The sequence below is a fragment of the Micromonospora sp. IBHARD003 genome, assembly GCF_056106285.1.
The window spans coordinates 8,025,984-8,049,629 of sequence record NZ_JBWBBX010000001.1; the positions used below are offsets into that span (position 1 = coordinate 8,025,984).

Sequence of the window (23,646 nt, forward strand, 5' to 3'; positions counted from 1 at the left end):
CACGGGCACGGTACGCCTTTGGCTGCTTCACCTGCGTATGAGTTGACGGGGTCGCAGCTCTGCTGGTCTGTGACCCCGTCAACCGCCCTTGGGCCGAACTGCCGGGAAGTGGTCCCGCCATGGAGGCGGATCCACTGGGACCGGCGCAATCGGCGAAGCCGCCGTGGCCGTCCAGGTATCGAAGCAGGTAGTTGTACCCTTCTCCATCCGAACCCCACGCACCATGCTTCCTTAAGAATGGCGTCGACGGCGTGTCATTTCGCAAAGAAATTGGGTTCTTTAATCTGAGGACGTCGACCCTCAGGAATAGAAACCGGGAACATTCACGGTTTTGGGACGATCTCAAGCGAATTGCAGGTCGTCGAGCAAAGGGTTCCCGACGGAAGCCGAACGAGGCTTGGACAGAAAGGATTTGTCATAGTGGGGATTAGTCGCAGGCAGGCGGTTGGGCTGGGGGCTGCTGCGGTCGCGGGTGGCTTGGTGGCAGGGTCCGGCATGGCGGGGTCGGCAGGAGCCTCCGCACCGAAGCGGCCGGTGCGCGGACCGCGCCGTGACGATGCGGTGGTCGCGCGAACCCGGCTCGGGTCGTTGCGTGGCAGCAGGGAGGGCGGTGTCTCGGTATGGAAAGGGGTCCGGTTTGCCGAGCCGCCGACCGGCAAGTACCGGTTTGCTCCGCCGCGGCCGGTGACGCAGCCGTGGACGGGGGAGCGGGACGCCACCCAGTTCGCGGCCGGACCGCTGCAGCAGTTCGCCATGGGCCCTGGCACTCAGGATGAGGACTGCTTGTTCCTGAACGTGTGGTCCCGCTCGACCCGGGGCCGGCGGCCGGTGATCGTGTGGATCACCGGAGGGGGATTCCGCGGCGGCGCGGGCAGCTACTACGACGGGACCGCATACGCAGAGCGGCACGACGTTGTGCTGGTGACCATCAACTACCGGGTCAGCGCGTTCGGCTACCTGCACCAGCCGGACCGCCCGGGATCGGGCAACTGCGGCCTGCTGGACCAGGTCGAGGCGCTGCGCTGGGTCCGGGCCAACATCGGCGCATTCGGCGGCGACCCCTGCAACGTCACCGTGATGGGGGAGTCCGCCGGTGGCATGTCCATCGGCGTCCTGCTCGGTACGCCCGCTGCAAAGGGCCTGTTCCACCGGGCCATTGTGCAAAGCGGGGGAGCGCGGCCCACCGTCATGCAGCAGGGCAACGAAGCCACCACTCACGCGATCCTGCGCGTACTCGGGCTCGGCCAGAACCAGGCGGGCAAACTGATCGACGTGCCGGCCAAGGACCTGCTCGATGCGGCACGCAAGGTCGACGAGGGAGCGGAGGTCTTCTCCGAGCCCTTCCACCCGCTCGTCGACAATGTCGTGCTGCATACCCACCCGCTCAACCGCGTCGCCCCGAATGTCGATCTTCTGATAGGAACCTGCGACCGGGACTACATCGAGGACCGAGGCTGGAAATCCGAGATGGATTTCATCCTCCGTCATGCTGCGGGCGACAAGGGATTCGACCGCCTGCTCAAGACCTACACCGACACCACCAGCGCAGGCCGCGACCCCCGCATGGACCTGCTGGGCAGCGCCTTTGTGCAGATGCCCTCGATCTGGCTGGCTGAATACGCCCACCGCGCCGGCGCGCGCGTATGGCAGTACACGTTCGACTACGCGGACGCCAGCGCCGGCGGCGCCCTGCACGGCTCCGACGTCTCCTTCACCTTCGGCGCCCCCGATGCGCAGCGTCTGGCCACCGGAGCGGACCCCGCCCGCGCACAACGCCTTGCCGACGTGATGGTCGACTCCTTCAGCTCCTTCGCCCGGAGGGGCAACCCCGGGGTTCGGGCCCTTCCTCGCTGGCCGGAGTTCAGCCCCCGCAACCGTGCCACCATGTCGTTCGACGTGACACCGCACCTCAAGAACGACCGCCTGCCCACCGAACGACGGCGGGCCTGGGACGGCATCGATCCCCTCACGTTGTGCTGAAAGCCCCTCACATGAACGACCCCGCCACGGATGAGCGCGCCTGATGTGTCGTGCACGTGTGGGGGTGACCGGCCGGCCGGGGCCCGCTCTCGGGTCCCGGCCGGCCGGCCCGAGTGTCAGAGGGCGAGGTCTTCCATCGGCGCTGTTTCCTTGTCGGCCTGTCCCACAAGGACCCTCATCCCCAGATCCGACGCCAGTGCGAAGTGGATGAACGCCCGCCGTAGCACCGCACTCAGCTCATCGGGCGTCGCTGCGTTGCTGCGGCGCAGCTTCCGCGCCACCGCCCCGGGCTGGACCGCTGTGCGGATGGCCTCCTCCCGCTCGCGCCACGAGCTCGCCGTGGACGATTCCAGTCGGGCGAACTGTGCGAGTATCGCGTCCCGCAGCGGATGTGCCGCGGAGGGCAGATCCGAGTCGTCTTCAAGCCGCACCCCGGCGTCCGCCAAGACGCTCGTGCCGTGCAGCGCGTCCAGCCGCCTGATCTCCCCCCAGACTTCCTCTCGCAGTCCGGACACATCACCCGCCCGGGCATACGCGTTGCACGCCCGGTGACGCCCGTTCCACACGCACCACAGTCCCACAAGGTAGACGGCTGTCCACGAAGGCACCCGTTGCGCGGGCGCCCGCTTCAGCGTCACGTACACAACCCGTGCGTACAGTTCCGTCAGCTCCTGGACGGACCCGGACACGAGCTGATTCGTCACGTAGTTCGCGCGCTCCCGCTGGAAGAGGTCGTTCACCGCGTCGAACAGGTCGTGCACCACTCCCGCATACAGCACCCCCATGAGCTGGTGCTCCTCGACCGGCCGAGCCAACTCGTTGAGGTAGTGGGTGTCGAGCAGCTTGAACAAGCGGCTGTGGTCCAGCCGGTGGGGCACCAAGCGCCAGGGCTCGTCATGCAGTGTGACAGCGGCGTCACGCTCAGCCTTCCGCCGCGTCACCTCAGTCGCCAGCCGCAGCAGGTTCGCCTCGGTGGGTTCCTCCTGCGTGTCGTAGACCGAAGGGTTTCCTGTATTCACGTGGTAGTCGGTGTAGAAGCCACTCTGGAGGGTCGACAGCCGGTCCCGCTCCACTCGGGATCCAGAGTGAGCTATCTCGTTGGCGAATTGGTAGCCGTTGACCTCCCCGATCCACAGTCCCTGAAGCGGATCGTCACCATGACCGAGGTACAGCCGTCCCACCGGACGTCTCTTCACCACCCGCGCCACTGCGGGATCCACCAGGTTCGCGTACAACGCCGGATCGGGCAGAGGTACCCAGCCGGCCGTGAACGGCTCCCCAGCGGTGCGCACGATCTGCTCCCACACTGCCGCATCGGGGGTGAACGCATCAGCTGCCCCGCACCGCGTCCCGCAAGAGGGGCACGTTTCCGGTACTGGTGCGGAGAAGGGCGCGGGCGCTGAACGCTGGTGGTAGAGGCGGGTGAATTCCTGATCCCGTTGGCTCGCGCACTTCGCCAGGTACTGGAACGTGGACAACGACTGTATAGGCAGCATCGTGCGCCCCCAAGGAAGGATGCGCGTGATCACACCCAACAAGAGTGTCGACAGGTTGTATGGATCTTAACAGCCAACAACAGGCCGAGCCTGAGCGGCCAGTGTGCCCGCCACGAAAGCACAACACGTCGTTACGGATCGAACTCACGTAGTCAGGACCGTTGTTGACGGACCGTGAACGTTCGGCACCCCTGCGATGCGCCCGGGTGCTCCACGTCGACACCGAGGCCGGCGCCGTGCCGAACATCGGACGCTCCCGACTACGTCCGCGGCCTGCTCGGCCGGCCCGATCGCATCTATGCCAACGCTGGTTCGCGGAGTCGGGAGCTGTCGCGGCGGATACAGCGTGCTACGGATTGCCGTCTTGGTTCGGTGTGCGGGCGGTGACGAGCATCCGCAGTCCCGCCGGACTCAGCACCGTGGTGAGAGCGGGCTTGACGTGGGAACCCGGAAGCGGCCGCAGGCTCCATTGCGCGACGATGGTGGCGAGCGCGAGTGTGGCCTGGACGGTGGCGAAGGTGTCACCGACGCACTTACGGGCCCCCGCCCCGAAGGGGATGAAGGCACCACTGGTCGGCTGTGCCGCCTGGCCCTCCCAGCGGTCCGGGTCGAACCGCTCGGGAGCGGGGTACAGGTCCGGGCGGTGGTGGATCAGGTAGGCGCTGTACACGATCGTTGTGCCCGCGCGTATGTGGTGACCACCGAGCCGGGTGTCGGCGGTGGTGGTGCGCGTCAGCAGCCACCCCGGCGGGTACATGCGGAGCGTCTCGGTGATGACCCGGTTGGCAAGCCCAAGTTTCGGCAGGTCGTCGAAGGTCGCCGAAGAGCCGGAGAGAACGGAGTCGATCTCGGCCCAGAGCCGCTTCTCGACGTCGGGGTGCGCGGCCAGCAGGTGAAGGGCCCAGGACAGCACGTTGGCGGTGGTGTCGATCCCAGCGATCAGGAACGTGATGATCTGGTCGCTGATCTCGCTGTCGGATAGCCGGGTCCCGTCCGTGCTGTCGGGGTCGCAGGTGTTCAGCATGATCGACAGTAGGTCGCCGTGATCCGTGTCGTCGGCACGATACCGCGCGATGATTCCGTCGATGCTGGCCCGCAGTCGGGCCCGGGCCCGGTCGTAGCGGCGGATGGCGGGAATCGGCAGCGCAGTCAGTGCCTGTGGCATGAGCGACCGTATGAAGATGCCGGACATGACGACGGGAACGTCGGCGAGCATCTGGCGGAAGACGACCGGCGGGACCCCACCGGTGAACATGGTGGACAGTGTGACTTTGGCGGTCAGCCGCATCATCTCCGCGGGGACGTCGATGACCTCGCCCGAGTGCCAGGAGCCGGTCACCGCGGTGATCTCGTGGTCCATGACATGGGCGTAGCCTGGGAGTCGTGACCTGCGGAACACCGGCTGGACCAGACGGCGTTGCCGTCGGTGGTCGCTGTGGGGGCAGCCGGCCAGACCGTTGCCCATGACCTCCCGGGCGCGCTCGTAGAGGAAACCGCCCTTGTCGAACACGCGGTCGTCCACGAGTACCTGGCGGGTGAGGTCAGGATCACACACCACCACCGCGCTGGCCGGGCCGACACCGATCCGCACAAGGGCACCGCCCGAGGACAGCGACCTCATGAACCGCAAAGGATCGCGAATCAGTGGGACCACATGGCCGAGCAGCGGCAGCGCCCCCGGCGCGCTTGGAATCCCACTCAAGGGACGAGAGGACTCTCTCCGGAATACGGTCATGAGGCTGCTCCCAAGATCTTCAACCCGTGCAGGGATGCAGTGTGACTGAAGGACCCGGCTTTCAACCAGTCCCCAACATAACCCAGTTGATGCACGAGCTCAGCAGACTCCGGCGCCCAGCTCATTCACAGCCCGCATTGCAGTGGAGTGTGAATCGGGCGCAGACTGACCCGAGTTCGATGCCTCTCCAGCCTCTGAGCTGTGAAGACGTGGTCTCGGTACCGGAATCCGGACTTGAGCGTGCTGCGCGCGGCATTGCGGCTTGGTGGTGGCACGCATGTGCCTACGCCGGACAACCTCGCCTCCTCCGGCGGGGTTCTTCATGCCTCACGCCGCTGTATGCGTGCGTCCGGCTACCCTCCGTGGCGGAGCCTTGGAGATCATTCGCTGCATGGCCATGGGGCAGACGTCATCCGGCTGGGCCGGAGAATGCAGATCCGGCATAATCATGAGCGGCTGGGAGAGGTCCCCGAATGGGCGCTGCGGAATTGCCGGGCAGAGTGATGGGGGTACCCGCGGAGGTGACGACCTTCGTGGGTCGCAGAAGTGAGATCACCGAGGTCCGGCGGCTGCTCTCCACGTCCCGCCTGGTCACGCTCAGCGGAGTCGGGGGTGTTGGCAAGACACGTCTGGCCGTTCGGGTGGCGTCCACTGCCGTACGGGCGTTTCCGGACGGGGTCTGCGTTGTGGAATTGGCGAGTGTGCGTGATCCGCAGCTGGTCAGCCAGACCATCGCCGTGGCGGTGGGCCTGCAGGACCATTCCGGACGCGCTGCCATCGACGTGCTCACCGACCATGTGCGTCACCGCCGGCTGCTTTTGGTACTCGACAACTGCGAGCACCTCGTCGACGCGTGTGCACAGGTCACGGACACCTTGCTGCGGGCGGCATCCGAGCTTCGCGTCCTTGCGACCAGCCGGCATGCCCTCGGGGTCGCCGGTGAGCATCTGTTCCTGGTCCCGCCCTTGGAGACTCCCGGACCGGACTTGGGTCTCCCGCTCGAGAAGCTGCTGGTGAACCCGTCGGTCGCCCTGTTCGAACAGCGCGCCGCGGCAGTCCGGGCGGGGTTTGCCGTTACCCAGGACAACGCCGACGCGGTCGGGCGGCTGGTGCACCGCCTCGAGGGACTGCCGCTGGCGATCGAACTCGCCGCCGCCCGGCTGCGGACCCTCACCGTCCACCAGGTGCTGGAGCGCCTTGAGGACCGCTTCACCGTGCTGACGCACGGCTCCCGGGTGGCGCTACCGCGGCAGCGGACGCTGCGTGAGCTCATGGACTGGAGCTACGGCCTCTGCTCGTACCAGGAGCGTGCCCTGTGGGCCCGTATGTCGGTCTTCGCGGGCGGGTGCGACCTCAAGGCCATCGATGCCGTCTGCTCGGGCGAGGACCTTCCTTCCCAAGGCCTGCTGGATCTCGTGGACGGTCTGCTGGAGAAGTCGATCCTGACCAGGCATGAGGACGGAGACCGGTCGCGCTACCGGATGCTGGAGACCGTACGGGAGTACGGGCTGAAGCAGCTGGCCGAATCCGGACAGCTCCCGGCGTTGCGGCGGCGGCACCGTGATCACTACCTGGAGCAGCAGATGCAGGCACAGGCGCGGTGGTTCGGCCCCGAACAGGTTGCCTGGGCGGCGTGGCTGCGGCAGGACCACGACAATCTCCGGGCCGCCCTGGACTTCTGCCTCGCCGAGCCCGGTGAGGTCCAGGCGGGTATGGTCCTCGCGGTCACCCCCCGCGCCTACTGGATGCTTCGCGGTTCGCTCAACGAGGGCCGTCACTGGCTGGGCCGGCTGCTGGAGGCGGATACCGAGGACAGCGCGCCGCGCACCGCCGCGCTCGAGATCCTTGCGCAACTCTGCGTCCTGCAGGGGGCACTGGAGGAAGGCTTGACGCTGTACCGCCGGTGCCAGGCAGCCGCCCAGCAGCAACAGGACGCCTCCGCGCTGGCCTGGGCGCAGCACGGCCTGGCCGTGGGTACGGCGTTCGGCGGGGACTGGGCGCACGCCCGGGAACTCATGGAGGATGCCGCCGCACGCCATCGTGAGCTGGGGGATCCGCTCGGTTTGACCGAGTCCACCTTCAAACTGGCCGTCGCTTACTGCCTTCAGGGTGATCCGGACCGGGCGCTGGCTCTGGCGCGGGAGTCCGAGGCCATCTCGGCCGGGCGGGGGGAGACCTGGTTCCGGGGTTACAGCCTGTTCGCACAGGCCTTGGCGTGCTGGAGCAAGGGGGACTGCCGCGGTGCCGACGCGCTCGCGCGCAAGGCGATCCGACTGCTGCGGGACATGAGCGACCGCTGGGGCATCGCCGCGTGTGTGGTGCTGGTCGCCTGGAGCGCCGTGGCTGCAGGGGTGATGGAACGCGCCGCCCAATTCCTCGGCGTACTGCAGACCTTGTGGGAGACCCTGGGCGGAGGCCTTGCCTGCGCGACGTTCATGGCCGAGCCCTATCGCCAGTGCGAGGAACAGGTGCGGGGCGCCATGCCGGAGAAGGCGTTCGGAGACGCCAGGCGGCGTGGTGCGGGATATGCCTTCGACGGGGCGGTGGCGTACGTCCTGGAGGAGCAGGATGCCTCTGCCCCCGCGGCGGCCTGGCCGTTGGAGCGTGGGAGCCTGTCGCTGACCCGGCGCGAACGCGAAGTCACCGACCTCGTCGGGGCCGGAATGACCAACAAGGAGATCGCCGCCAAGCTGGTGATCGCCCCGCGCACGGCCGAAGGCCACGTCGAGCACATCCTGACCAAACTCGGCTTCACGTCCCGCGCACAGATTGCCGCCTGGGCGGCCAGGCAGCGCTCAGGTGACTGACGGTGTAGTCAAGCGTGGTCGTCCACGGGTGCTGTGGGCCGCGCTTCGGCCTCACGGCTTGTTCCTCCCTTGTCCGGGTTGAGTTCACCAGGGAAACGCGGGCTGTCACATCGCGGCGACCGGCAGCAGCCGGTAGGCGTTCCCGTGCGTAACTACGCGGCCGGCGCTGGGCGGCGCGAAATGGGTGCCGAGAACGAGGGTGTCCGTGTCGGCGAGGGCGGCGAGCAGTTCACGGCGCGAGGCCTCGGACTGCTGCGGGTCGATGTCGACGCAGGCGCCGATGGTGGGGTGGGCGAGCTGAACGGGGTGGTGGATGCAGTCGCCGGTGATCAGCGCGGTCTCACCCCGGTTGGTCAGCTTGACGGCGACGTGGCCGGGGGTGTGGCCGGGGGTGGGCAGCAGACGCAGCCCCGGGGCGATCTCGACGCCCTCGGTGGGGACGTCGACGAGGTCGAGCAGACCTGCCTGCTCGACCGGTATCACGGAGTCGCGGAACATCTGCTTGCGTGCCTCCTCCATGTCGTACCCGGCCCAGAACTCCCTCTCGGTGCGCGAGGTCACGTATCGGGCGTTGGGGAAGGTGGGGACCCACTCTCCGTTCACTTCGCGTGTGTTCCAGCCCACGTGGTCGGCGTGCAGGTGGGTGAGGATCACCAGGTCGACCGATTCCGGAGGGAATCCGGCGGCGGTGAGGCGCTCGAGGTAGTCGGTGCTCAGGTTGTGCCAGGCGGGGTTGGCCCGCTCCTTGCCGTTGCCGATGCCGGTGTCCACCAGTACGCCGAGACCGCCGACCGTGAACGCGAAGCTGTGGCTGTCGATGTGCAGGATGCCCTCATGGTCGGCGAAGTGGGGGCGCAGCCAGTCCTGCCCGGTCACCACCTCGGGAGTGGCGTCGGGCAGCAGCCATGGTCCGGTCGAGGGCGGCAGCAGGACCTCGTCGACGCGTAGGACGGTGACGTCGCCCACGGTCCAGGCGGCGATGGGGGTAGGGAGGGCAGAGGGCATGGTCCGTCGTTTCCTTTGTTCTGATCAGCGTAGGTTCCACGGGGGACGGCGGTGATGACGGCGTGGGGGCAGGAGCGGGGCGAGCCGGTCTCCTCTCCGACGCACGGCTCCTCCAGCCCGCCTGCGGCCGCGCGGGCGCCGCACCGCGATCGTTCCTCCGGGCGCCAGGCGGCTTTCACTCCGACATGGGATTGCGTCCCGATAAACGCAATGGATTTGCGTTAAATCACCGTAGCCTTCTAGAGTCCACTAACGCAAGGTCTTAGCTTTTGATGAGGCTCTGCCACTCCTACTCCGCCTCCCATCCTTGAACAGGAAAGGGCGTACATGCGCGCTGTTGAGCTCACGCCGCCGGTGGCGGCCCATTGGGCCGCCCATGCCGGACTTCCGCTCCCCGCCGACCGTCATGCCGCGGTCGCCGCCGTCGCCCAGCACATCCACTCCGTCGTCGCGGTCCTGCGGGAGCTGGACTTCGGCGAGACCCCGTCCGCCGGCGCCTACCGCGCGGGAGAAGGGAAGCACGATGCAGCCGTATGAGCTGTCCCTCGCCGCCGCCGCGGACGCGATCCGGGCCGGGCAGCTGTCCCCGGTCGAGCTGGTGGACTCGGTCCTCGATCGCGTCAAGCAGGTGGAGCCGGGCCTCAATGCCTACGTCACGGTCGACGCGGAGCGGGCGCGCCGGGCAGCGCGTGAGGCCGAAAGCGACATCGCGACCGGCCGCTACCGCGGTCCTCTGCACGGTATTCCGATGGGCCTGAAGGACCTGATCGACGTGGCCGGCATGGCGACATCGGCCAGTTCGCGGGTCCGCGCCGGCCACCGCGCGCAGACCGACAGCACGGTCGCCGCACGCCTGGCGGAGGCCGGCGCGGTCCTGCTCGGCAAGACGCAGACCCACGAGTTCGCGTACGGCCTGACCACTCCGCAGACCCACAACGCCTGGGACCCGGGCCGTGTCGCCGGCGGCTCCAGCGGCGGATCCGCCGTCGCGGTGGCGTCGGGCGCCGCGACCTTTGCCCTGGGCACCGACACCGGCGGGTCGATCAGGGTGCCCGCCGCACTCAACGGCGTCGTCGGCCTCAAGCCGACCTACGGCCTTGTGCCCCGCCACGGCGTCACGTCCCTGTCCTGGTCGCTGGACCACGTCGGCCCGATCACCCGCACCGTCCAGGACGCGGCCCTGGTCCTGAATGCGCTGGCCGGGCACGACCCGCGTGATCCCGCCTCTCTCTCGACGCCCGCGACCGACTACCGGCCGACCGCCGGCACGAGCCTGACCGGGGTGCGGATCGGCGTGCCCCGCACCTACTACTTCGACCATGTCGACCCCGAGGTCGAAGCCGCGGTCCGGCACGCCATCGACGATCTCCAGGCCCTCGGCGCACGCCTCGTCGATGTCGAGATCCCCATGGCCCGCTACATCCAGGCCACCCAGTGGGGCCTGATGGTGCCCGAGGCCACCGCCTACCACGAGCACACCCTGCGCACGGCCCCCGAGCTCTACCAGGCCGACACCCGAGTCCTCCTGGAGGCCGGTGCACTGATGCCGGCCGCGGACCACCTGCGCGCCCAGCGCTCGCGCACCCTCATGCGGCAGGAATGGGCCCGCATGCTGCAGGAGGTCGACGTGATCGCCGCCCCCACCGTCCCTGCGACCGCCGTGAAGGCCGGCCAGGAGACGATCACCTGGGCCGACGGCACCACCGAGGGCGTCTCCGACGCCTACGTACGCCTCTCGTCCCCAGCCAACATCACCGGAATACCGTCCCTGTCCGTGGCGGTCGGCCAGGACGGGGACGGTCTGCCGATCGGCATGCAGCTTCTGGGGCGGCCCCTGGGCGAGAGCACGCTGCTGCGCGTCGGCCACGCCTACGAGCAGACCCAGCTCACCTCCGAGTCGGCACAGGTGGCCTGACAACGGCGCGTGGGCCTGGACGGAGAGTCCGGCCCACGCGCCGTTCGCGTCCGATCAGGATCAGGTCGGGATCAGGTCAGGGTCAAGACCAGATGCCTGCGGCGAGGAGGTCGGCGAGGGCTGTCGCACAGCCGTCGAGCATGCGCTCGCCCTTGGCCGCGGAGGCGCTTCGGGCGTCGCCGGCGGTGCCGGACGGTGTGATGGTGTCGAAGGAGACGGAGCGGTAGACGGGCGAGGAGTCCTCGGACTGCAGGCCGATGTCCGGGCCCACCGCCCGGGCGGCCTCCTCCGTGCGTACGAGTTCGGGGCAGGCGGCCAGCGCCATCGAGGTCTCGCCCTCGCAGGCGTGCATGAGGTGGCGCTGTGTCTCCAGGATGTCGGCGATCACCTCACGTCCGGCGGTGAAGTAGCTCGTGACCGCGACCGGCGCGTCCAGCTCGGCCGTCAGCTCGTTGACCAGCGCGTTGAGCGCGGTGACATTGCCCCCGTGTCCGTTGACGATCAGGATGTGCCGGAACCCGGCGCGCAGGATCGAGCGGCACACGTCCCGCAGGAGCGCATGGAGGGTCGGCAGCGACAGGGTCAGGGTGCCGCCGAAGGGCATGTGGTGCTCGGCCAGGCCGCACCACACCGACGGGGCGACGACCACGGGCACGGAAGCGGCAGCGGCGGCCCGGCGGCACACCTCGGCGGCGAGGAAGTCGTCGATGCCGGTGGGCAGATGGTCACCGTGCTGTTCGGTGGAGCCCACCGGCAGCAGCACGATCGTGTCGCGTTGCGCCAGGTCGCGCAGCTCCGGAGCGGTCAGATGGTTCCAGTGGTTATCTCTCACGGCCGGGCAGCCTTTCGTAGCGCACTAAAGCGAATGCTTTGCGTTAGGCAGGCTAGAGTGAGGGAAACCTTGATCGCAAGGATTTCGCTTTAAGGCGGTGACAACCCTGGCGGGCGGTCGCCGCAGAGTTTCCTGGTGGGCGACCGGGTGGGCGGCTCCGCGGATCTCTTGCCGCTCCCGGTTATGGACTGTACAGTCCAGTCTACACCGTCGGCTCAGTCGGCCATGGAGGAGGAGAGGAATGGCCCTGCCCTCGTCCCCGGTCGGCCCAGCACTGCGGACGCCGCCTGGGTGCAGCGGGGCCGCCCGCGAAGGTACGTACCCGACCTCTCGCCGTGGGTGCCCGGCAGACGGGCACCCCGTCACCCATACTGCCGCCGCGCTGCGAGGTTCCCTCAACCTCGCAGCGCGGCGGCTCCTCAGGGCCCTGGTCCGTCCTGCCCCGGCACAACGGCGACCACGGCCGATCCCCTCGACCAGGCCCCGGCGCGGCCGGCATGAACCACGGCTTGGCCCGCCAGCCGCCGCCAGGTGCGAACGTTCCCGTCCACGTTCGAAGGCGGCCGCACCGAAGGCGGCCACCGTGACTCACCCGAGAGTGTGTCCTTGACAGATGTCCGCCCACTTCCCTCACTCGCGCAACAGGCTGCCCGACTTCGATCCGGTAGCCGCTCGCCGGCTCCGCGAAGCCCTCGGGCTGACCCCCGCCCAGACCGCCCATGTCATGCGGACCTGCTACGGGCTGCGCACCACGGCCGCGACCGTCGCGGCATGGGAACTGGGGGAGGGGGCACCCGCGCACAACGAACTGATCGCCATGGCCGGGGCCTTGTGGTGTGAACCGCATGACCTGCAACGCCGGGCGACGTTGACGCTGCGCGACTACCGCACTGCCCGCGGCTTGGGCATCAGCGCCCTGGCAATGCGGATCGGAATGGCGCCCTCGGTCTACGAAAGGATCGAGCAAACCGGCCACTGGAGCGGGGACGAGCGGCAGGCCGCCGCGCTCGCGGAGGTGCTCGAACTCCCCCTGCCGGTGTTCGTCGTGGTGATGGGCCGCGCCGAGCCCCTGGCGGGTCTCCTCCGTTACGCCGTCACGACGCGATGGAGCGCGTACGTCAAGCCGATATCCCAGCTCCTGCCGCTGCCGCGGCATCAGATCGAAGACGTGCTCCAGCACCTCCACGCGGAGTACCGCGCCCACATGACCGGGACGCCGGTCGCCACGGCGGAGAGCACCTTCTCCTCGGTGCAGGAGCTGGAACGCGCCTATCTCGGCGTCATACTCGACCGCTTCTGGGCACGGCTGCGTCGGTTGTACGCGTGACACGGAGGACCGCCGGGCCGGGCGCGACGGCCCTGCCGCTCCATCGGTTCTGCGCCCGGCGCGCCGGTCAGGGCAGCGGCATCAGCCGGTAGAAGACGGTCGCCACGAGCCCTCGCGCATACTCCGCTTCCAGCAGCCCAGGACGGAACAGGATGCGGTACATCATGGGTGCCACCACATGGTCCATGATCACATCGACGTCGGGTACGTGCTCGCCGCGTTCGGCGGCGCGGGCGAGGATGGCCTGCACCTGCTCGACGGCGTAGGTGGAGCAGAGCCCTGCGTTGCCCCCGCCCGGATCGCCGGCGAGGGCGTCGCGTACATAGGCCCTGCCCGGTGGTGAGGCCATCTCCTCGAGGAAGGCCACGGCCCATGCCTCCAGGTCCTCGCGCAGGCTTCCGTGGTCCGCCGGAGGTGCGTCGGGCCGGAGCCGTGCGACCGCGACGTCCGACAGGAGTTCCTGCAGATCACCCCAGCGCCGGTAGATGGTCGAGGGGGTCACCCCTGCCTTGGCTGCGATGAGGGGCACGGTCAGGCTGGACCGGTCCCGTTCGGTGAGCAGCTCGCTCACAGCTGTGTGAACCGACTGCTGGACGCGGGCACTGCGTCCTCCAGGACGGACCGCTGCTTTGGGGCTCATGCAGGAGAGCTTAACGCGAATTTCTTGCGTCTAGGGCCTTTCGTTTGGATCAGGCCGGGGTGCGGACCGGCGTCGTCGCCTCACAACGATTCGTGCGCAAGCCTTGCCACCCCCAAGGGTGGACTGTACTGTCCAATCCAATTCACGCTCCGGTATGCCCTGTATGGGCGTTTTTCCGTGGAGGAGAAGAATGAAACAGCCTGCGATCCCGTCCAGCGGCCTCTCCGTCGCCGCCCGACTCAACCGACTGCCGGTCACCGGCGTCCACAAGCGCCTCGTCACCGCTGTCGCCATCGGCAACTTCTTCGAGGTCTACGAGTGGTTCGTCTCCGCGGTCCTGGCGACCAAACTCGTCACCACCTTCTCGCTCGGCACGTTCGAGCTCGCGCTGCTGCTGTCATCGGTGTTCGTGGGAGCCTTCGCCGGAGCGGCGGTGATCGGCCGGCTGTCCGACCGGATGGGTCGGCGGAAGTGCTACATGATCACCCTCGGCTTCTACACCGTCGGCACTATTGGCTGCGCGCTGGCGCCCGACCTGTGGACGCTCCTGCTCTTCCGCTTCATCGCGGGCGTCGGGCTCGGCGGTGAACTTCCCGTGACCGATGCCTACCTCGGAGACGTACTGCCGCCCCGTAAGCGCGGCTACTACGCGGCATGGGGCTACACCGCCGCCTACACGGCCGTCCCCCTGGTCGGGTTCCTGGGCATGATGCTCGCGGACGACACCCTGCTCGGCTTCGACGGCTGGCGCTGGATGTTCGCCCTCGGCGCCCTCGGTGCCCTGATCACCTTCTTCATCCGGCGGTCGCTGCCCGAGTCGCCCCGCTGGCTCGAATCGGTGGGCCGAGTCACCGAAGCGGACGAGGTCACCCGCACATTCGAAAAGGCGGCCATGGCCCGCGGCTGGGTTCCTCCCCAGGACACGGACGAGCCGCAGCTCGCCGAGACCACCCCGCTGCCCGTAAAGACGATCTTCCGCCCTCCGTACATACGCCGCACCGTGCTCATGGGCATGCTGTGGATCCTCGCCCCCATCGGCTACTACGGCTTCAGCAACGTGGCCACACTCGCCCTTGCCCAGAAGGGACACACCGTGACCGACTCGCTGATGTACCTCAGCCTGTCCTTCATCGGCTACCCCCTGGGCTCCTTCCTCTCCATGATCCTGATGGAGAGACTTGAAAGAAAATGGTTCGTCGCCGCCTCCCTGGCAGGCATGGCCGCCTTCGGGATCGGCTACGGCAGTGCGAACTCCGCGGTCGCCATCGTCACCTGCGGCTTCTTCTTCACCCTCACCGCCAACCTGATGTCCAACTCGGGCCGCGTGTACCAGTTCGAACAGTTCCCCACGAGCCTGCGGACCACCTCCACCGGCATCCTCTACTCCTTCAGCCGCCTCTCCGCGGTCGCGGCCCCCTTCTACCTCGTCCCCCTCCTCTACAGCCAAGGCGCGGTCGCCGTCTTCGTCCTCGTCGCCATAGCGCTCCTCGTACCCGCCCTTTCCCTCGCCATATGGGGCGTCCGCACCACCGGCCTGTCGGTCGAGGCCATCACCGGCACCACGCCCGCGCCCGCCACCACCGTGCCCGTACCGGCAACCGGCACGTAGCCGACGAAGAGCCTCGTCCCTGGGCGGCAACCGCCCAGGGACGAGGAGAACGGCTTTCCGAACCGGTTTCCCGCAGACAGGAGAACCCCTATGGCAGCAGCAACGCCGCAGACGGGCACGTACACGGCCACCCACCACCGAAGCCTCGAAGACCCCGAGGGGTTCTGGCTGGAGGCGGCCGAACTGATCGACTGGACCGTGCCCCCGACGAAGGCCCTGGACGACTCCCGGGCACCGCTGTACCGCTGGTTTCCCGACGGCCGGTTGAGTACCTGTCACAACGCCGTCGACCGGCACGTCGACGCCGGTCACGGCGACCGCCTCGCGCTCGTACACGACAGTCCGCTCACCGCGAGCCGCACCACGTACACCTACCGGCAACTGCGCGACGAGACCGCCCGTGTCGCCGGAATGCTGTCCGGACTCGGGGTGACCAAGGGCGATCGCGTGGTGCTGTACCTGCCGATGATCCCCGAAGCGGTGATCGCCATGCTGGCCTGCGCCCGCATCGGCGCGGTCCACTCGGTGGTCTTCGGCGGATTCGCCTCCCGCGAGCTGGCCGCGCGGATCGACGATGCCCGGCCCAAGGTCGTCATCACGGCCTCGTGCGGCATCGAACCCAAGGGCGTCGTGCCCTACAAGCCCCTGCTCGACGACGCCCTCGCCCAGGCCGGCCACACACCGGACCACTGCGTGGTGCTCCAACGCCCTCAATGCACCGCCCCACTCACCCCCGGACGGGACCTGGACTGGGATCAAGCGGTCGCCACGGCCGCACCGGTACCCTGCGTGCCCGTCGCAGCCACCGACCCGCTCTACATCCTCTACACCTCCGGCACCACCGGCCGGCCCAAAGGCGTCGTGCGCGACCACGGGGGCCACGCCGTCGCACTGCGCTGGTCCATGCAGTACATCTTCGACACCCACCCCGGCGATGTCTTCTGGGCCGCTTCCGACGTCGGCTGGGTCGTGGGGCACTCCTACATCGTCTACGGCCCCCTGATCGCCGGCTGCACCACCGTGCTGTACGAGGGCAAGCCCGTCGCGACTCCCGACGCGGGGGCCTTCTGGAGAGTCGTGGCCGACCACGGCGTCACGACACTGTTCACCGCACCCACCGCGATCCGCGCGGTGAAGAAGGAGGACCCCGAGGGCAAACTGCTCGGTGCCCACGACACCAGCTCCCTGCGTCATCTGTTCCTGGCGGGAGAGCGGCTGGACCCGCAGACCTACCACTGGGCCGGCGACCTGCTCGGCGTGCCGGTGGTCGACAACTGGTGGCAGACGGAGACCGGTTGGCCGATCGTCGCCAATCCCATGGGCTTGGAGCCGCACCCCACGAAGCCGGGCTCACCCACGCTACCGGTACCGGGCTACGACGTGCGGATCCTCGACGGCGCGGGTCACCAGGCAGCGGCAGGCGAGGACGGAGTGGTCGCCATCAGACTGCCACTGCCACCAGGCACCCTGACCACCCTGTGGAACGACGACGAGCGCTACACCAGCTCCTATCTCTCCACGTACGACGGCTACTACCTCACCGGGGACGGCGGCCGCAGGGACGAAGACGGCTATGTATACGTCATGGGCCGCATCGACGACGTCCTCAACGTCGCCGGTCACCGCCTGTCCAGTGGTGCGATGGAAGAGGTGCTCAGCGCCCATCCGGAGGTGGCCGAGTGTGCGGTGATCGGAGTCCGGGACGCGCTCAAAGGACAAGTGCCACGCGCGTTCGTCGTCCTCAAGGCCGGAGTCGATCGTGCCCCGCAGGAGATCTGCGCGGAACTCGTCAACCGGGTCCGCCACGGCATCGGAGCCGTCGCCTCCCTCCGCCGGATCGATATCGTCAGCGCCCTGCCCAAGACCCGCTCCGGCAAGATCCTCCGGCGGACCATGCGTGACATCGCCGACGGCGTCGACGGCGCACCGCCCTCCACCATCGACGACCCCACAGTGCTCGAAACCCTCCGCGACATTCTCCGCAACGACTCGTCCCCGATGGGGGACCACCCCGAAAGGACCGGACCGTGACCCTCGATCTCTCCTGGGAAGACGCGGCGAAGTGGTCCCGCAGAGCCGGACTGCCCCTGGCCGACGATCGGCTGGAAGCAGTGGCCGCCACAGCGAACCACGTCCAGAACGTTCTCAGCGCGCTGCGCTCGCTCCACCTCGGCGAGACGCCCCCGGCACCCGCCTACGCCGCAGCAGAGGAATGAGGATCATGCAGCCGTACGAACTGTCCCTCGGCCAAGCGTCGCGCGCCATGGCGGCGGGCCGGCTGTCGCCCGTCGAGCTGACCGAATCGGTCCTCGACCGGATCGCGACCATGGAGGAAGACCTCAACGCCTACGTGACCGTCGTGGCCGAATCCGCGCGCCGCGCAGCGGCCCGGGCCGAACGGGAGATCGCCGCGGACGGTCCCCGCAGCGCGCTCCATGGGATCCCCATGGGGCTGAAGGACCTCATCGACACCGCCGGAGTGCCCACGACCTCCAGCTCCCTGGTCCGGGCCGACCGCGTACCGGCGGAGAACAGCACCGTGGCCGCCCGGCTCGACAGCGCCGGCGCCGTCCTGGTCGGCAAGACCCACACCCATGAATTCGCCTACGGTCTGACGACCCCGCAGACCCGCAACCCCTGGGCGCCCGAGCGCGTCTGCGGTGGATCGAGCGGCGGATCCGCCGCCGCGGTGGCCGCGGGTGAGGCGATCTTCGCCCTGGGCACCGACACAGGCGGCTCCATCAGAGTCCCCGCGGCGCTGACCGGCGTGGTGGGTCTGAAGCCCACGTACGGCCTGGTCCCACGGCACGGCGTGACCCCGCTGTCCTGGTCCCTGGACCACGTCGGCCCGATCACCCGCACCGTCGAGGACGCGGGACTGGTCCTGAACGCCCTCATGGGCCATGATCCCAACGACCCCGCCAGCAGCCACCGGGAGCCGCAGGACTGCCTGCGCCACCTCGGCCGGGATCTCACCGGGCTGCGCCTGGGCGTGCCCGTCAACTACTTCTTCGACCACGTCGATTCCCAGGTGGAGAACGCGGTGCGGGCGGCCGTCGCGCGGCTCGCCGGACTGGGTGCCCAGTTGGTGGACGTCGAGGTCCCGATGACGCAGTACGTCAAGGCGACCCAGTGGGGGCTGATGGTCCCCGAGGCCACCTCCTACCACGAGGAAGACCTCCGCAGGGCACCGGAACTCTACGACCCGGACGTGCGGGTCCTGCTGGAGGCCGGCGCGCTGGTCCCGGCCACCGACTACCTCCGTGCGCAGCGTTCCAGGACCCTGATGCGCCGCGCCTGGTCAAGCCTGTTCGACCGGGTCGACCTCATCGCGGCACCCAGCGTCCCGGCTACCGCGGCCATGACCGGCCAGCAGGAGTTCCGGTGGGCGGACGGCACCAGCGAAACGGTCACCGACGCCTACGTCAGGCTCTCCGCCCCCGCCAACCTCACCGGAATCCCGTCCGTCTCCCTGCCCGTCGGTCTCGACGGGACCGGCCTGCCCATCGGCATGCAGCTCATGGGCAGGCCCTTCGAGGAGGCCACCCTGCTGCGCGCCGCCGCGGCCTACGAGCACGAACGGGGCGCCATCGTTCCTTCCACGCCCCTCGCATCGTGACCTCGTCCCGGAGCCCGGGGCCGCATGTCAGAGTGCCCGCGTCCAGTGCCGGGAACGTCCTGCGAGGCCCACCGCGGGCGATCGCCGTCGGTGCCTTTGACACGCCAAAAGGCGGGAGCGGCACCCCTCCGAGTCTCCGGCAGGGACAGGGGTGACACCAGGGACGGAAGGGATTAAACTGGACTGTACTGTCCAATCTAATCGGCCCGGTGAGTCCGATGATCAAGACCTCTGCCCCTCCAGCCCAGTCGACGGCAACAGTCATGGCCACCTCCTCCAGCTCCCCGAGATTCCGCCCGACATCCCTGTCCCTGCCGGCACAGGAGCGTTATGTGCCGATCGCCCGCCGTCTCGTCGCGGGCCGCCTGCCGGCCTGGAGTATCAGCCCAGCCGATCAGGACTCCGTGCTGCTGATCATCGGAGAGCTCGCCGCGAATGCGGCCAAACACGGGCGGGAGACCATGACGATCATGGTTACCGCCTCCTCGCGATGGCTGACCATCGAGGTCACCGACACCGGCAGGCCGGCCCCGGGCAGGCGGCAGCAGTCCTCCGAGGCCGAAGGGGAGAACGGCCGCGGACTGCAGATCGTCGAATGCCTCGCGCACTCCGTGCAGTACATCGCAGACGCCACAGGAACCCGTGTCCGCGTCGACTACCGCCTCGCCGCCGCCACCTCCTCTCCCCGGGACCGGTAGACCGCCGCAAAGAGATCGAAACTAGACTGACCCGTACACAATCCGGAAGGTATGCGATGCCCCCACAGAGCCCTCAGCCGGTCATTCGTGCACCCCAGAAACCTCCAAGCGCCACGAGCCAGAAGATCCTGCAAGCCTCGAGGGACTTGTTCCTCGAATTCGGCTATGACGGTGTCAACCTCGACCTCATCGCGAAGCACGCCGGCGTGGCGAGACAAACCGTGTACAACCTCTTCGGAAGCAAAGAGGCGGTTTTCCGGGCCACCATGGAGTACCACTGGGCGGCTTTCGGACTGGACGCCATCGAAGCCAGCCTCGTGCGCGACTATTCCGACCCGGCCGGCTTCCTCCGGCACTTCGCCGAGACCCTCCTCGACTTCATCAACGAGAAGGATCAGATCGCCTTCACTCGACTGGTCATCGCCGAGTCCCGGAAGCTCCCGTGGGTCTCCGCGGACTTCTACCGCCTCGGCAAGGCGCCGCTGGCGGGGATGTTCAGCAGGTGCCTGACCGAGATGACCGAGTCCGGCGCCTTGGACTGTCCCCACCCGGATCTGGCGGCACGCCAGTTCCTCGGGCTCATCCAGGAATTCGCGATCTGGCCGCACGTCATGGCCATCGGCGAAGCCATCAAGGACCTTCCCCCCATCGAACTGGTCGTGGAAGAGGCCATCACCATGTTCCTTCGCCGCTACCAAGCCGAGCAACCGGACAAGCGATAGACCGCTGAACACCATCGCCGGCGCGGCCGGTACTCGGCCCTGAGGCCGGCGCTACCCGTCCGATCCGGGGAACGAGTGGAAGGTCCCCTGCGGGTCGTATGCGGCCCGGAGGTCTCGCAGCCTCTCCCAGTTCGCCGGCGCGAACGAGCGGACGCAGCGCGACGGGTCGCGAGCGAGATCCGCCTCACCCACGTAGTGGCCGTGGGCGAGCGGTTCGAGGGTGGTGGTGAGGGCGCTGAGCCACTCTCGATTCTGCTGGTCAGCGGTCTTGTCGTCCCAGATCGCATACGGCAGGACCAGGGTATTCCCCGTCATCGAGAAGGCGGCATCGGGCAGACGACTGCCACGGAGGGCCGGAGGAGAGGGGCAGACGAGGATCACCGACTCATCGGATGGCGCGTCGGCTGCCGCCTGGGCGATGGGTTGCAGCAGATCGCGTAGAGGTGCGTCGGACCACAGGGCGTCGCCGCTGTAGCGTCGGCCTTCCGGCAGGAGCGGCGGACTCGCCTCAAGCAGTCCGCTCAGTGTTGTCGTCGCGTTGGTGGCCCTGACCGCTCCGGCCCTGGCCATCGGGTGATCGAAAAGCGGGTGGAGTGACTGGTCGGCTTCGCCGACCGAGTCGCCGAACGCGGTCGCGCAAACCTCGAGGCTGCCGGTGCCGCCAAGGGAACGGGCGGCAGGCGAGTCTGCGCGGATCAGCATGCGCAGCTCAACCGAGTCAGGGAGGGCCGGTGCGACCTGTTCCAGCCAGGCTCCCACAGCCGCGGCCTCTGTCAGCGGGAAGACCGCGGAGCTGGTCCGGATGGCCGGCGGTTCGGGATACAGCCGCACCGTGAACCGCGTCGCGACACCGAAGAAGCCGGTTCCCGATCCCCGGGCCGCCCAGAACAGGTTGGTGTTGTGGTCGGCCTCGGCAATGACCAACTCGCCCTGAGCGGTGAGGACGTCCAGCGACTCCACACTGAAACAGGCAGGGCCCCAGGAGCCGAGATTCCATCCGAGCCCGCCGGCGAGCAGATACCCGCTGAGTGCCACGGTGGCGCAGTGCCCGACCGGAAAAGCCAGCCCGTGCTTGGCCAGAGCCGTGGTGAGGTCCAGCGCGGTGACGCCGGGCTGCAGGGTGGCCGTCTGCTGTCGGGGGTCGATCGAGACCTCACGCATCTGCGAGAGGTCGATGAGCATCCCGCACTCCCGCAAAGCCGATCCCCACAGGCTGTGGCCGCCTGCTCGGACCGCGACCTTCATTCCCCGGCCGCGGGCGTAGTCCATCGCGGCCATGACGTCCTGCTCCGATGTGGCCAGCACGATCAGGTCCGGGCGATGGCCCGGCTTCCGGGCGTTCCACACCGCGTTGCGTCTTGCCGTTTCGTAATCGGTTTCGCCGCACCACAGTGCCCGGCCGTGGCTGCCTGTGGGAAGGAGCGTGTTGCTCATGATGCGCGTGGTCTCCTCAGCGTACGTGTGAGTGTGATTGCCTCACCGTTGTTGCCGGTCCGGTCACAGCACCAGGCACCGTGTCCAGCTCGGCGAAGACGGCTTGCCCCTCTTCCCGCAGGACGTCGCCGATGACTTCGATCCCGGCTGCGGCGAGTGCGGTCAGATGCTCGGGGGCGTTGGCCAATTGGCGGATGCCACCGGCTTGGGCGTCGGCCACCCGCGCCGAATACACGATCCGGGAAACGCCGGCCCAGAAGCACGCGGCCAGGCACATCGGGCACGGTTCGCAGGACGTGAACACCGTCGCGCCGGTCAGGTCGATCCGGTCGAGCACTTGGCAGGCTTCTCGGAGCGCGTTGACTTCGGCGTGCCGTGTGACATCCCGGTCGGCAAGCACCGTGTTGTGTTCGGCCGAGATGACATGTCCCTCCACGACGACGCAGGCTCCGAAGGGCATCTGGTCAGTACGGACGGCGCTGCGTGCTCGCTCGAGCGCGACGCGGATGAACCTCGCGTCCTCATCGGAATGCGGCATCTCAACTCCGTTCGGATCGCGCGCCGGCTCGAGGGACCAGGTGCAGGAATTCCGAGCGTGCGGGGTCGGTCGCCAGTAGCCCGCGGAAGGTGGAGGTGTAGGTCGACGAGCACTGCTTCTCCACGCCTCGCATCATCATGCACATATGGGATGCGATCACGATGACCCCCACACCGGCCGGAGCGAGGGCCAGGTCGATCGCCTCCGCGATCTGTTCGGTGAGGCGCTCCTGGACTTGGAGGCGGTGGGCGAACATGTCGACCAGCCGCGGGAGCTTGGAGAGCCCGATGACTCTTCCGGTCGGGAGGTAGGCGATGTGGGCGCGACCGAAGAACGGCAGCATGTGGTGCTCGCACTGCGAGTAGAACTCGATGTCGCGGACGACCACCAGGTTCTGGGTGTCTTCCTCGAAGATCGCGTCCCCGATGACGTCGGAGACCTGGACGTCGTACCCTTCCGTGAGGAACTGCATCGCCCTGCGCACACGCTCCGGGGTCTTTCGCAGCCCGGCACGTTCCACATCCTCGCCGATCAAACCGATCAGCTCACGCACGAGCGACTCGATCCGCCGGCTCCCGTCTCCGATGCCGTTCGACAGCCCGCTGTCCGTACCCAACTGCACCAGTGAGTCGTTGGTAACCGATGTCATACTGACCTCCTGAGATGGACGTGAAGTCAAGGCCGGGTCCTACTGGTTGGCTCGGTAGGACGCGGCATTGACGTGCGTCTCGGACACCTTGACCTGGGTGATCGATGCGTCGCCGGCATGGGGGATCGACTCCAGGGTTGCCCGAGCCACGCGGAAGACCAGCTCGGCAACGTTCTCCACGGTGGGAGCTGTCAGACCTGCCGCGAGTTTCTCGGCATCGGTGGGATCGTCCTCCGCTCCGAACCGGAAGATCTTGCATTCCTCATCGAGGAGTGCGGCGACGAGGGGGTCAGCGGCACTCAGCATGGTGCCGTGATCGAGCCAGGTGTCGATCCAGGTCCTGATCCCCGCTTTGAAGTCGCCGAACTCGGCCACGGTGCCACGGTCGGTCTGCGGTGCGGATACCGTGATTTCACACCACCAGGAGTGACCGTGGAGGTTCCAGCACTTCCCGCCGAGATGGGGAAGCCGGTGAGCTGTCTCGAAGTTGTGACGGACGGTTACCGAGTGCGTCATGCGCACCTCCGTAGGGTCTCAGTCGGCCGGGGAGGCCCGGAAGTAGTGGATGTGTGCAGGTTGCGTTGGGACCAACGCCGGCAGGAGTCCACTTCTGCTCAACCCGTCGCGCAGACAACGCGAC

Annotated in this window: 20 protein-coding genes; 11 read left to right on the forward strand and 9 right to left on the reverse strand. The window is 68.1% G+C overall.

Going from position 1 to position 23,646, the window contains the following annotated elements; translation table 11 throughout:
* Nucleotides 1-534: 534 nt before the first annotated feature.
* A complete protein-coding gene (locus ACTWOL_RS34875; protein ID WP_474300900.1) occupies nt 535-1,980 on the forward strand; it encodes a carboxylesterase/lipase family protein in 1,446 nt (481 codons plus the stop codon).
* A gap of 116 nt (nt 1,981-2,096) precedes the next feature.
* Here the strand turns inward: ACTWOL_RS34875 and ACTWOL_RS34880 are convergent, their stop codons facing one another.
* Together ACTWOL_RS34880 and ACTWOL_RS34885 are read right to left on the reverse strand one after the other, a co-directional pair.
* Nucleotides 2,097-3,509, reverse strand: a complete 1,413-nt coding sequence (locus ACTWOL_RS34880) for a hypothetical protein (RefSeq protein WP_474300901.1) — start codon at nt 3,507-3,509, stop codon at nt 2,097-2,099.
* 316 nt (nt 3,510-3,825) lie between these two features.
* The gene (locus ACTWOL_RS34885) at nt 3,826-5,178 is read right to left on the reverse strand and encodes a cytochrome P450 (protein ID WP_474300902.1); all 1,353 of its coding nucleotides are present in this window, start codon (nt 5,176-5,178) and stop codon (nt 3,826-3,828) included.
* Nucleotides 5,179-5,744: 566 nt separating this feature from the next.
* On the opposite strand from ACTWOL_RS34885, the gene ACTWOL_RS34890 reads away from it, so the two are divergent.
* Nucleotides 5,745-8,018 carry an ATP-binding protein gene (locus tag ACTWOL_RS34890; protein WP_474300903.1) on the forward strand — a complete coding sequence of 758 codons (2,274 nt, stop codon included), beginning with the start codon at nt 5,745-5,747 and terminating at the stop codon, nt 8,016-8,018.
* A 105-nt stretch (nt 8,019-8,123) separates the two neighbouring features.
* Here ACTWOL_RS34890 and ACTWOL_RS34895 read toward each other — a convergent pair whose 3' ends face one another.
* Complete coding sequence (locus tag ACTWOL_RS34895; RefSeq protein WP_474300904.1) at nt 8,124-9,023, reverse strand: MBL fold metallo-hydrolase; 900 nt, start codon at nt 9,021-9,023, stop codon at nt 8,124-8,126.
* Nucleotides 9,024-9,350: 327 nt separating this feature from the next.
* Here ACTWOL_RS34895 and ACTWOL_RS34900 point away from each other — a divergent pair, with 327 nt between their 5' ends.
* Together ACTWOL_RS34900 and ACTWOL_RS34905 are read left to right on the forward strand one after the other, a co-directional pair.
* Entirely contained in the window at nt 9,351-9,560 is a 210-nt protein-coding gene (locus ACTWOL_RS34900; RefSeq protein ID WP_474300905.1) for a hypothetical protein, read from the forward strand.
* Nucleotides 9,547-10,938 carry an amidase gene (locus ACTWOL_RS34905; protein ID WP_474300906.1) on the forward strand — a complete coding sequence of 464 codons (1,392 nt, stop codon included), beginning with the start codon at nt 9,547-9,549 and terminating at the stop codon, nt 10,936-10,938. Before ACTWOL_RS34900 ends, ACTWOL_RS34905 begins: the two co-directional genes overlap by 14 nt.
* A gap of 82 nt (nt 10,939-11,020) precedes the next feature.
* On the opposite strand, the gene ACTWOL_RS34910 is transcribed toward ACTWOL_RS34905, so the two are convergent.
* Nucleotides 11,021-11,770, reverse strand: coding sequence for a creatininase family protein (locus ACTWOL_RS34910; RefSeq protein WP_474300907.1), 750 nt, complete (start codon nt 11,768-11,770; stop codon nt 11,021-11,023).
* A gap of 613 nt (nt 11,771-12,383) precedes the next feature.
* On the opposite strand from ACTWOL_RS34910, the gene ACTWOL_RS34915 reads away from it, so the two are divergent.
* A complete protein-coding gene (locus ACTWOL_RS34915; RefSeq protein ID WP_474300908.1) occupies nt 12,384-13,097 on the forward strand; it encodes a helix-turn-helix domain-containing protein in 714 nt (237 codons plus the stop codon).
* Between the two features lie 67 nt (nt 13,098-13,164).
* Here ACTWOL_RS34915 and ACTWOL_RS34920 read toward each other — a convergent pair whose 3' ends face one another.
* On the reverse strand, nt 13,165-13,737 hold the full coding sequence (locus tag ACTWOL_RS34920; protein ID WP_474300909.1) for a TetR/AcrR family transcriptional regulator: 573 nt from the start codon (nt 13,735-13,737) through the stop codon (nt 13,165-13,167).
* Between the two features lie 190 nt (nt 13,738-13,927).
* Between ACTWOL_RS34920 and ACTWOL_RS34925 the strand changes: the two genes are divergently transcribed.
* From ACTWOL_RS34925 to ACTWOL_RS34950, 6 genes are all read left to right on the forward strand, one after another.
* Nucleotides 13,928-15,346: an MFS transporter gene (locus ACTWOL_RS34925; protein WP_474300910.1), complete on the forward strand. Its 1,419-nt coding sequence runs from the start codon at nt 13,928-13,930 to the stop codon at nt 15,344-15,346.
* 90 nt (nt 15,347-15,436) lie between these two features.
* Nucleotides 15,437-17,377: a propionyl-CoA synthetase gene (locus tag ACTWOL_RS34930; protein WP_474300911.1), complete on the forward strand. Its 1,941-nt coding sequence runs from the start codon at nt 15,437-15,439 to the stop codon at nt 17,375-17,377.
* Nucleotides 17,374-17,562, forward strand: coding sequence for a hypothetical protein (locus tag ACTWOL_RS34935; protein ID WP_474300912.1), 189 nt, complete (start codon nt 17,374-17,376; stop codon nt 17,560-17,562). Before ACTWOL_RS34930 ends, ACTWOL_RS34935 begins: the two co-directional genes overlap by 4 nt.
* A gap of 5 nt (nt 17,563-17,567) precedes the next feature.
* Nucleotides 17,568-18,965 carry an amidase gene (locus tag ACTWOL_RS34940; RefSeq protein ID WP_474300913.1) on the forward strand — a complete coding sequence of 466 codons (1,398 nt, stop codon included), beginning with the start codon at nt 17,568-17,570 and terminating at the stop codon, nt 18,963-18,965.
* A 263-nt stretch (nt 18,966-19,228) separates the two neighbouring features.
* A complete protein-coding gene (locus ACTWOL_RS34945) occupies nt 19,229-19,663 on the forward strand; it encodes an ATP-binding protein (protein ID WP_474301322.1) in 435 nt (144 codons plus the stop codon).
* Nucleotides 19,664-19,719: 56 nt separating this feature from the next.
* The gene (locus ACTWOL_RS34950; protein ID WP_474300914.1) at nt 19,720-20,385 is read left to right on the forward strand and encodes a TetR/AcrR family transcriptional regulator; all 666 of its coding nucleotides are present in this window, start codon (nt 19,720-19,722) and stop codon (nt 20,383-20,385) included.
* 51 nt (nt 20,386-20,436) lie between these two features.
* Here the strand turns inward: ACTWOL_RS34950 and ACTWOL_RS34955 are convergent, their stop codons facing one another.
* Genes ACTWOL_RS34955 through ACTWOL_RS34970 form a run of 4 tightly spaced genes read right to left on the reverse strand, consistent with a single transcriptional unit; the run spans nt 20,437 to nt 23,522 of the window.
* On the reverse strand, nt 20,437-21,819 hold the full coding sequence (locus tag ACTWOL_RS34955; protein ID WP_474300915.1) for an FAD-binding oxidoreductase: 1,383 nt from the start codon (nt 21,817-21,819) through the stop codon (nt 20,437-20,439).
* A 16-nt stretch (nt 21,820-21,835) separates the two neighbouring features.
* Nucleotides 21,836-22,357 (reverse strand): nucleoside deaminase, encoded by a 522-nt coding sequence (locus ACTWOL_RS34960; protein WP_474300916.1) that lies wholly within the window; start codon nt 22,355-22,357, stop codon nt 21,836-21,838.
* 1 nt (nt 22,358) lies between these two features.
* On the reverse strand, nt 22,359-23,006 hold the full coding sequence (gene folE / locus ACTWOL_RS34965) for a GTP cyclohydrolase I FolE (protein ID WP_474300917.1): 648 nt from the start codon (nt 23,004-23,006) through the stop codon (nt 22,359-22,361).
* 39 nt (nt 23,007-23,045) lie between these two features.
* Complete coding sequence (locus tag ACTWOL_RS34970) at nt 23,046-23,522, reverse strand: 6-pyruvoyl trahydropterin synthase family protein (RefSeq protein ID WP_474300918.1); 477 nt, start codon at nt 23,520-23,522, stop codon at nt 23,046-23,048.
* Nucleotides 23,523-23,646: the final 124 nt, after the last annotated feature.

What these genes read in the sequence shown, in the direction of transcription:
- ACTWOL_RS34895 (WP_474300904.1), bottom strand. Translation starts at nt 9,023, where the DNA reads ATGCCCTCTGCCCTCCCTACCCCCATCGCCGCCTGGACCGTGGGCGAC.
- ACTWOL_RS34900 (WP_474300905.1), top strand. Translation starts at nt 9,351, where the DNA reads ATGCGCGCTGTTGAGCTCACGCCGCCGGTGGCGGCCCATTGGGCCGCC.
- ACTWOL_RS34905 (WP_474300906.1), top strand. Translation starts at nt 9,547, where the DNA reads ATGCAGCCGTATGAGCTGTCCCTCGCCGCCGCCGCGGACGCGATCCGG.
- ACTWOL_RS34915 (WP_474300908.1), top strand. Translation starts at nt 12,384, where the DNA reads ATGTCCGCCCACTTCCCTCACTCGCGCAACAGGCTGCCCGACTTCGAT.
- ACTWOL_RS34920 (WP_474300909.1), bottom strand. Translation starts at nt 13,737, where the DNA reads ATGAGCCCCAAAGCAGCGGTCCGTCCTGGAGGACGCAGTGCCCGCGTC.
- ACTWOL_RS34925 (WP_474300910.1), top strand. Translation starts at nt 13,928, where the DNA reads ATGAAACAGCCTGCGATCCCGTCCAGCGGCCTCTCCGTCGCCGCCCGA.
- ACTWOL_RS34930 (WP_474300911.1), top strand. Translation starts at nt 15,437, where the DNA reads ATGGCAGCAGCAACGCCGCAGACGGGCACGTACACGGCCACCCACCAC.
- ACTWOL_RS34940 (WP_474300913.1), top strand. Translation starts at nt 17,568, where the DNA reads ATGCAGCCGTACGAACTGTCCCTCGGCCAAGCGTCGCGCGCCATGGCG.
- ACTWOL_RS34945 (WP_474301322.1), top strand. Translation starts at nt 19,229, where the DNA reads ATGGCCACCTCCTCCAGCTCCCCGAGATTCCGCCCGACATCCCTGTCC.
- ACTWOL_RS34950 (WP_474300914.1), top strand. Translation starts at nt 19,720, where the DNA reads ATGCCCCCACAGAGCCCTCAGCCGGTCATTCGTGCACCCCAGAAACCT.
- ACTWOL_RS34955 (WP_474300915.1), bottom strand. Translation starts at nt 21,819, where the DNA reads ATGAGCAACACGCTCCTTCCCACAGGCAGCCACGGCCGGGCACTGTGG.
- ACTWOL_RS34960 (WP_474300916.1), bottom strand. Translation starts at nt 22,357, where the DNA reads ATGCCGCATTCCGATGAGGACGCGAGGTTCATCCGCGTCGCGCTCGAG.
- folE (WP_474300917.1), bottom strand. Translation starts at nt 23,006, where the DNA reads ATGACATCGGTTACCAACGACTCACTGGTGCAGTTGGGTACGGACAGC.
- ACTWOL_RS34970 (WP_474300918.1), bottom strand. Translation starts at nt 23,522, where the DNA reads ATGACGCACTCGGTAACCGTCCGTCACAACTTCGAGACAGCTCACCGG.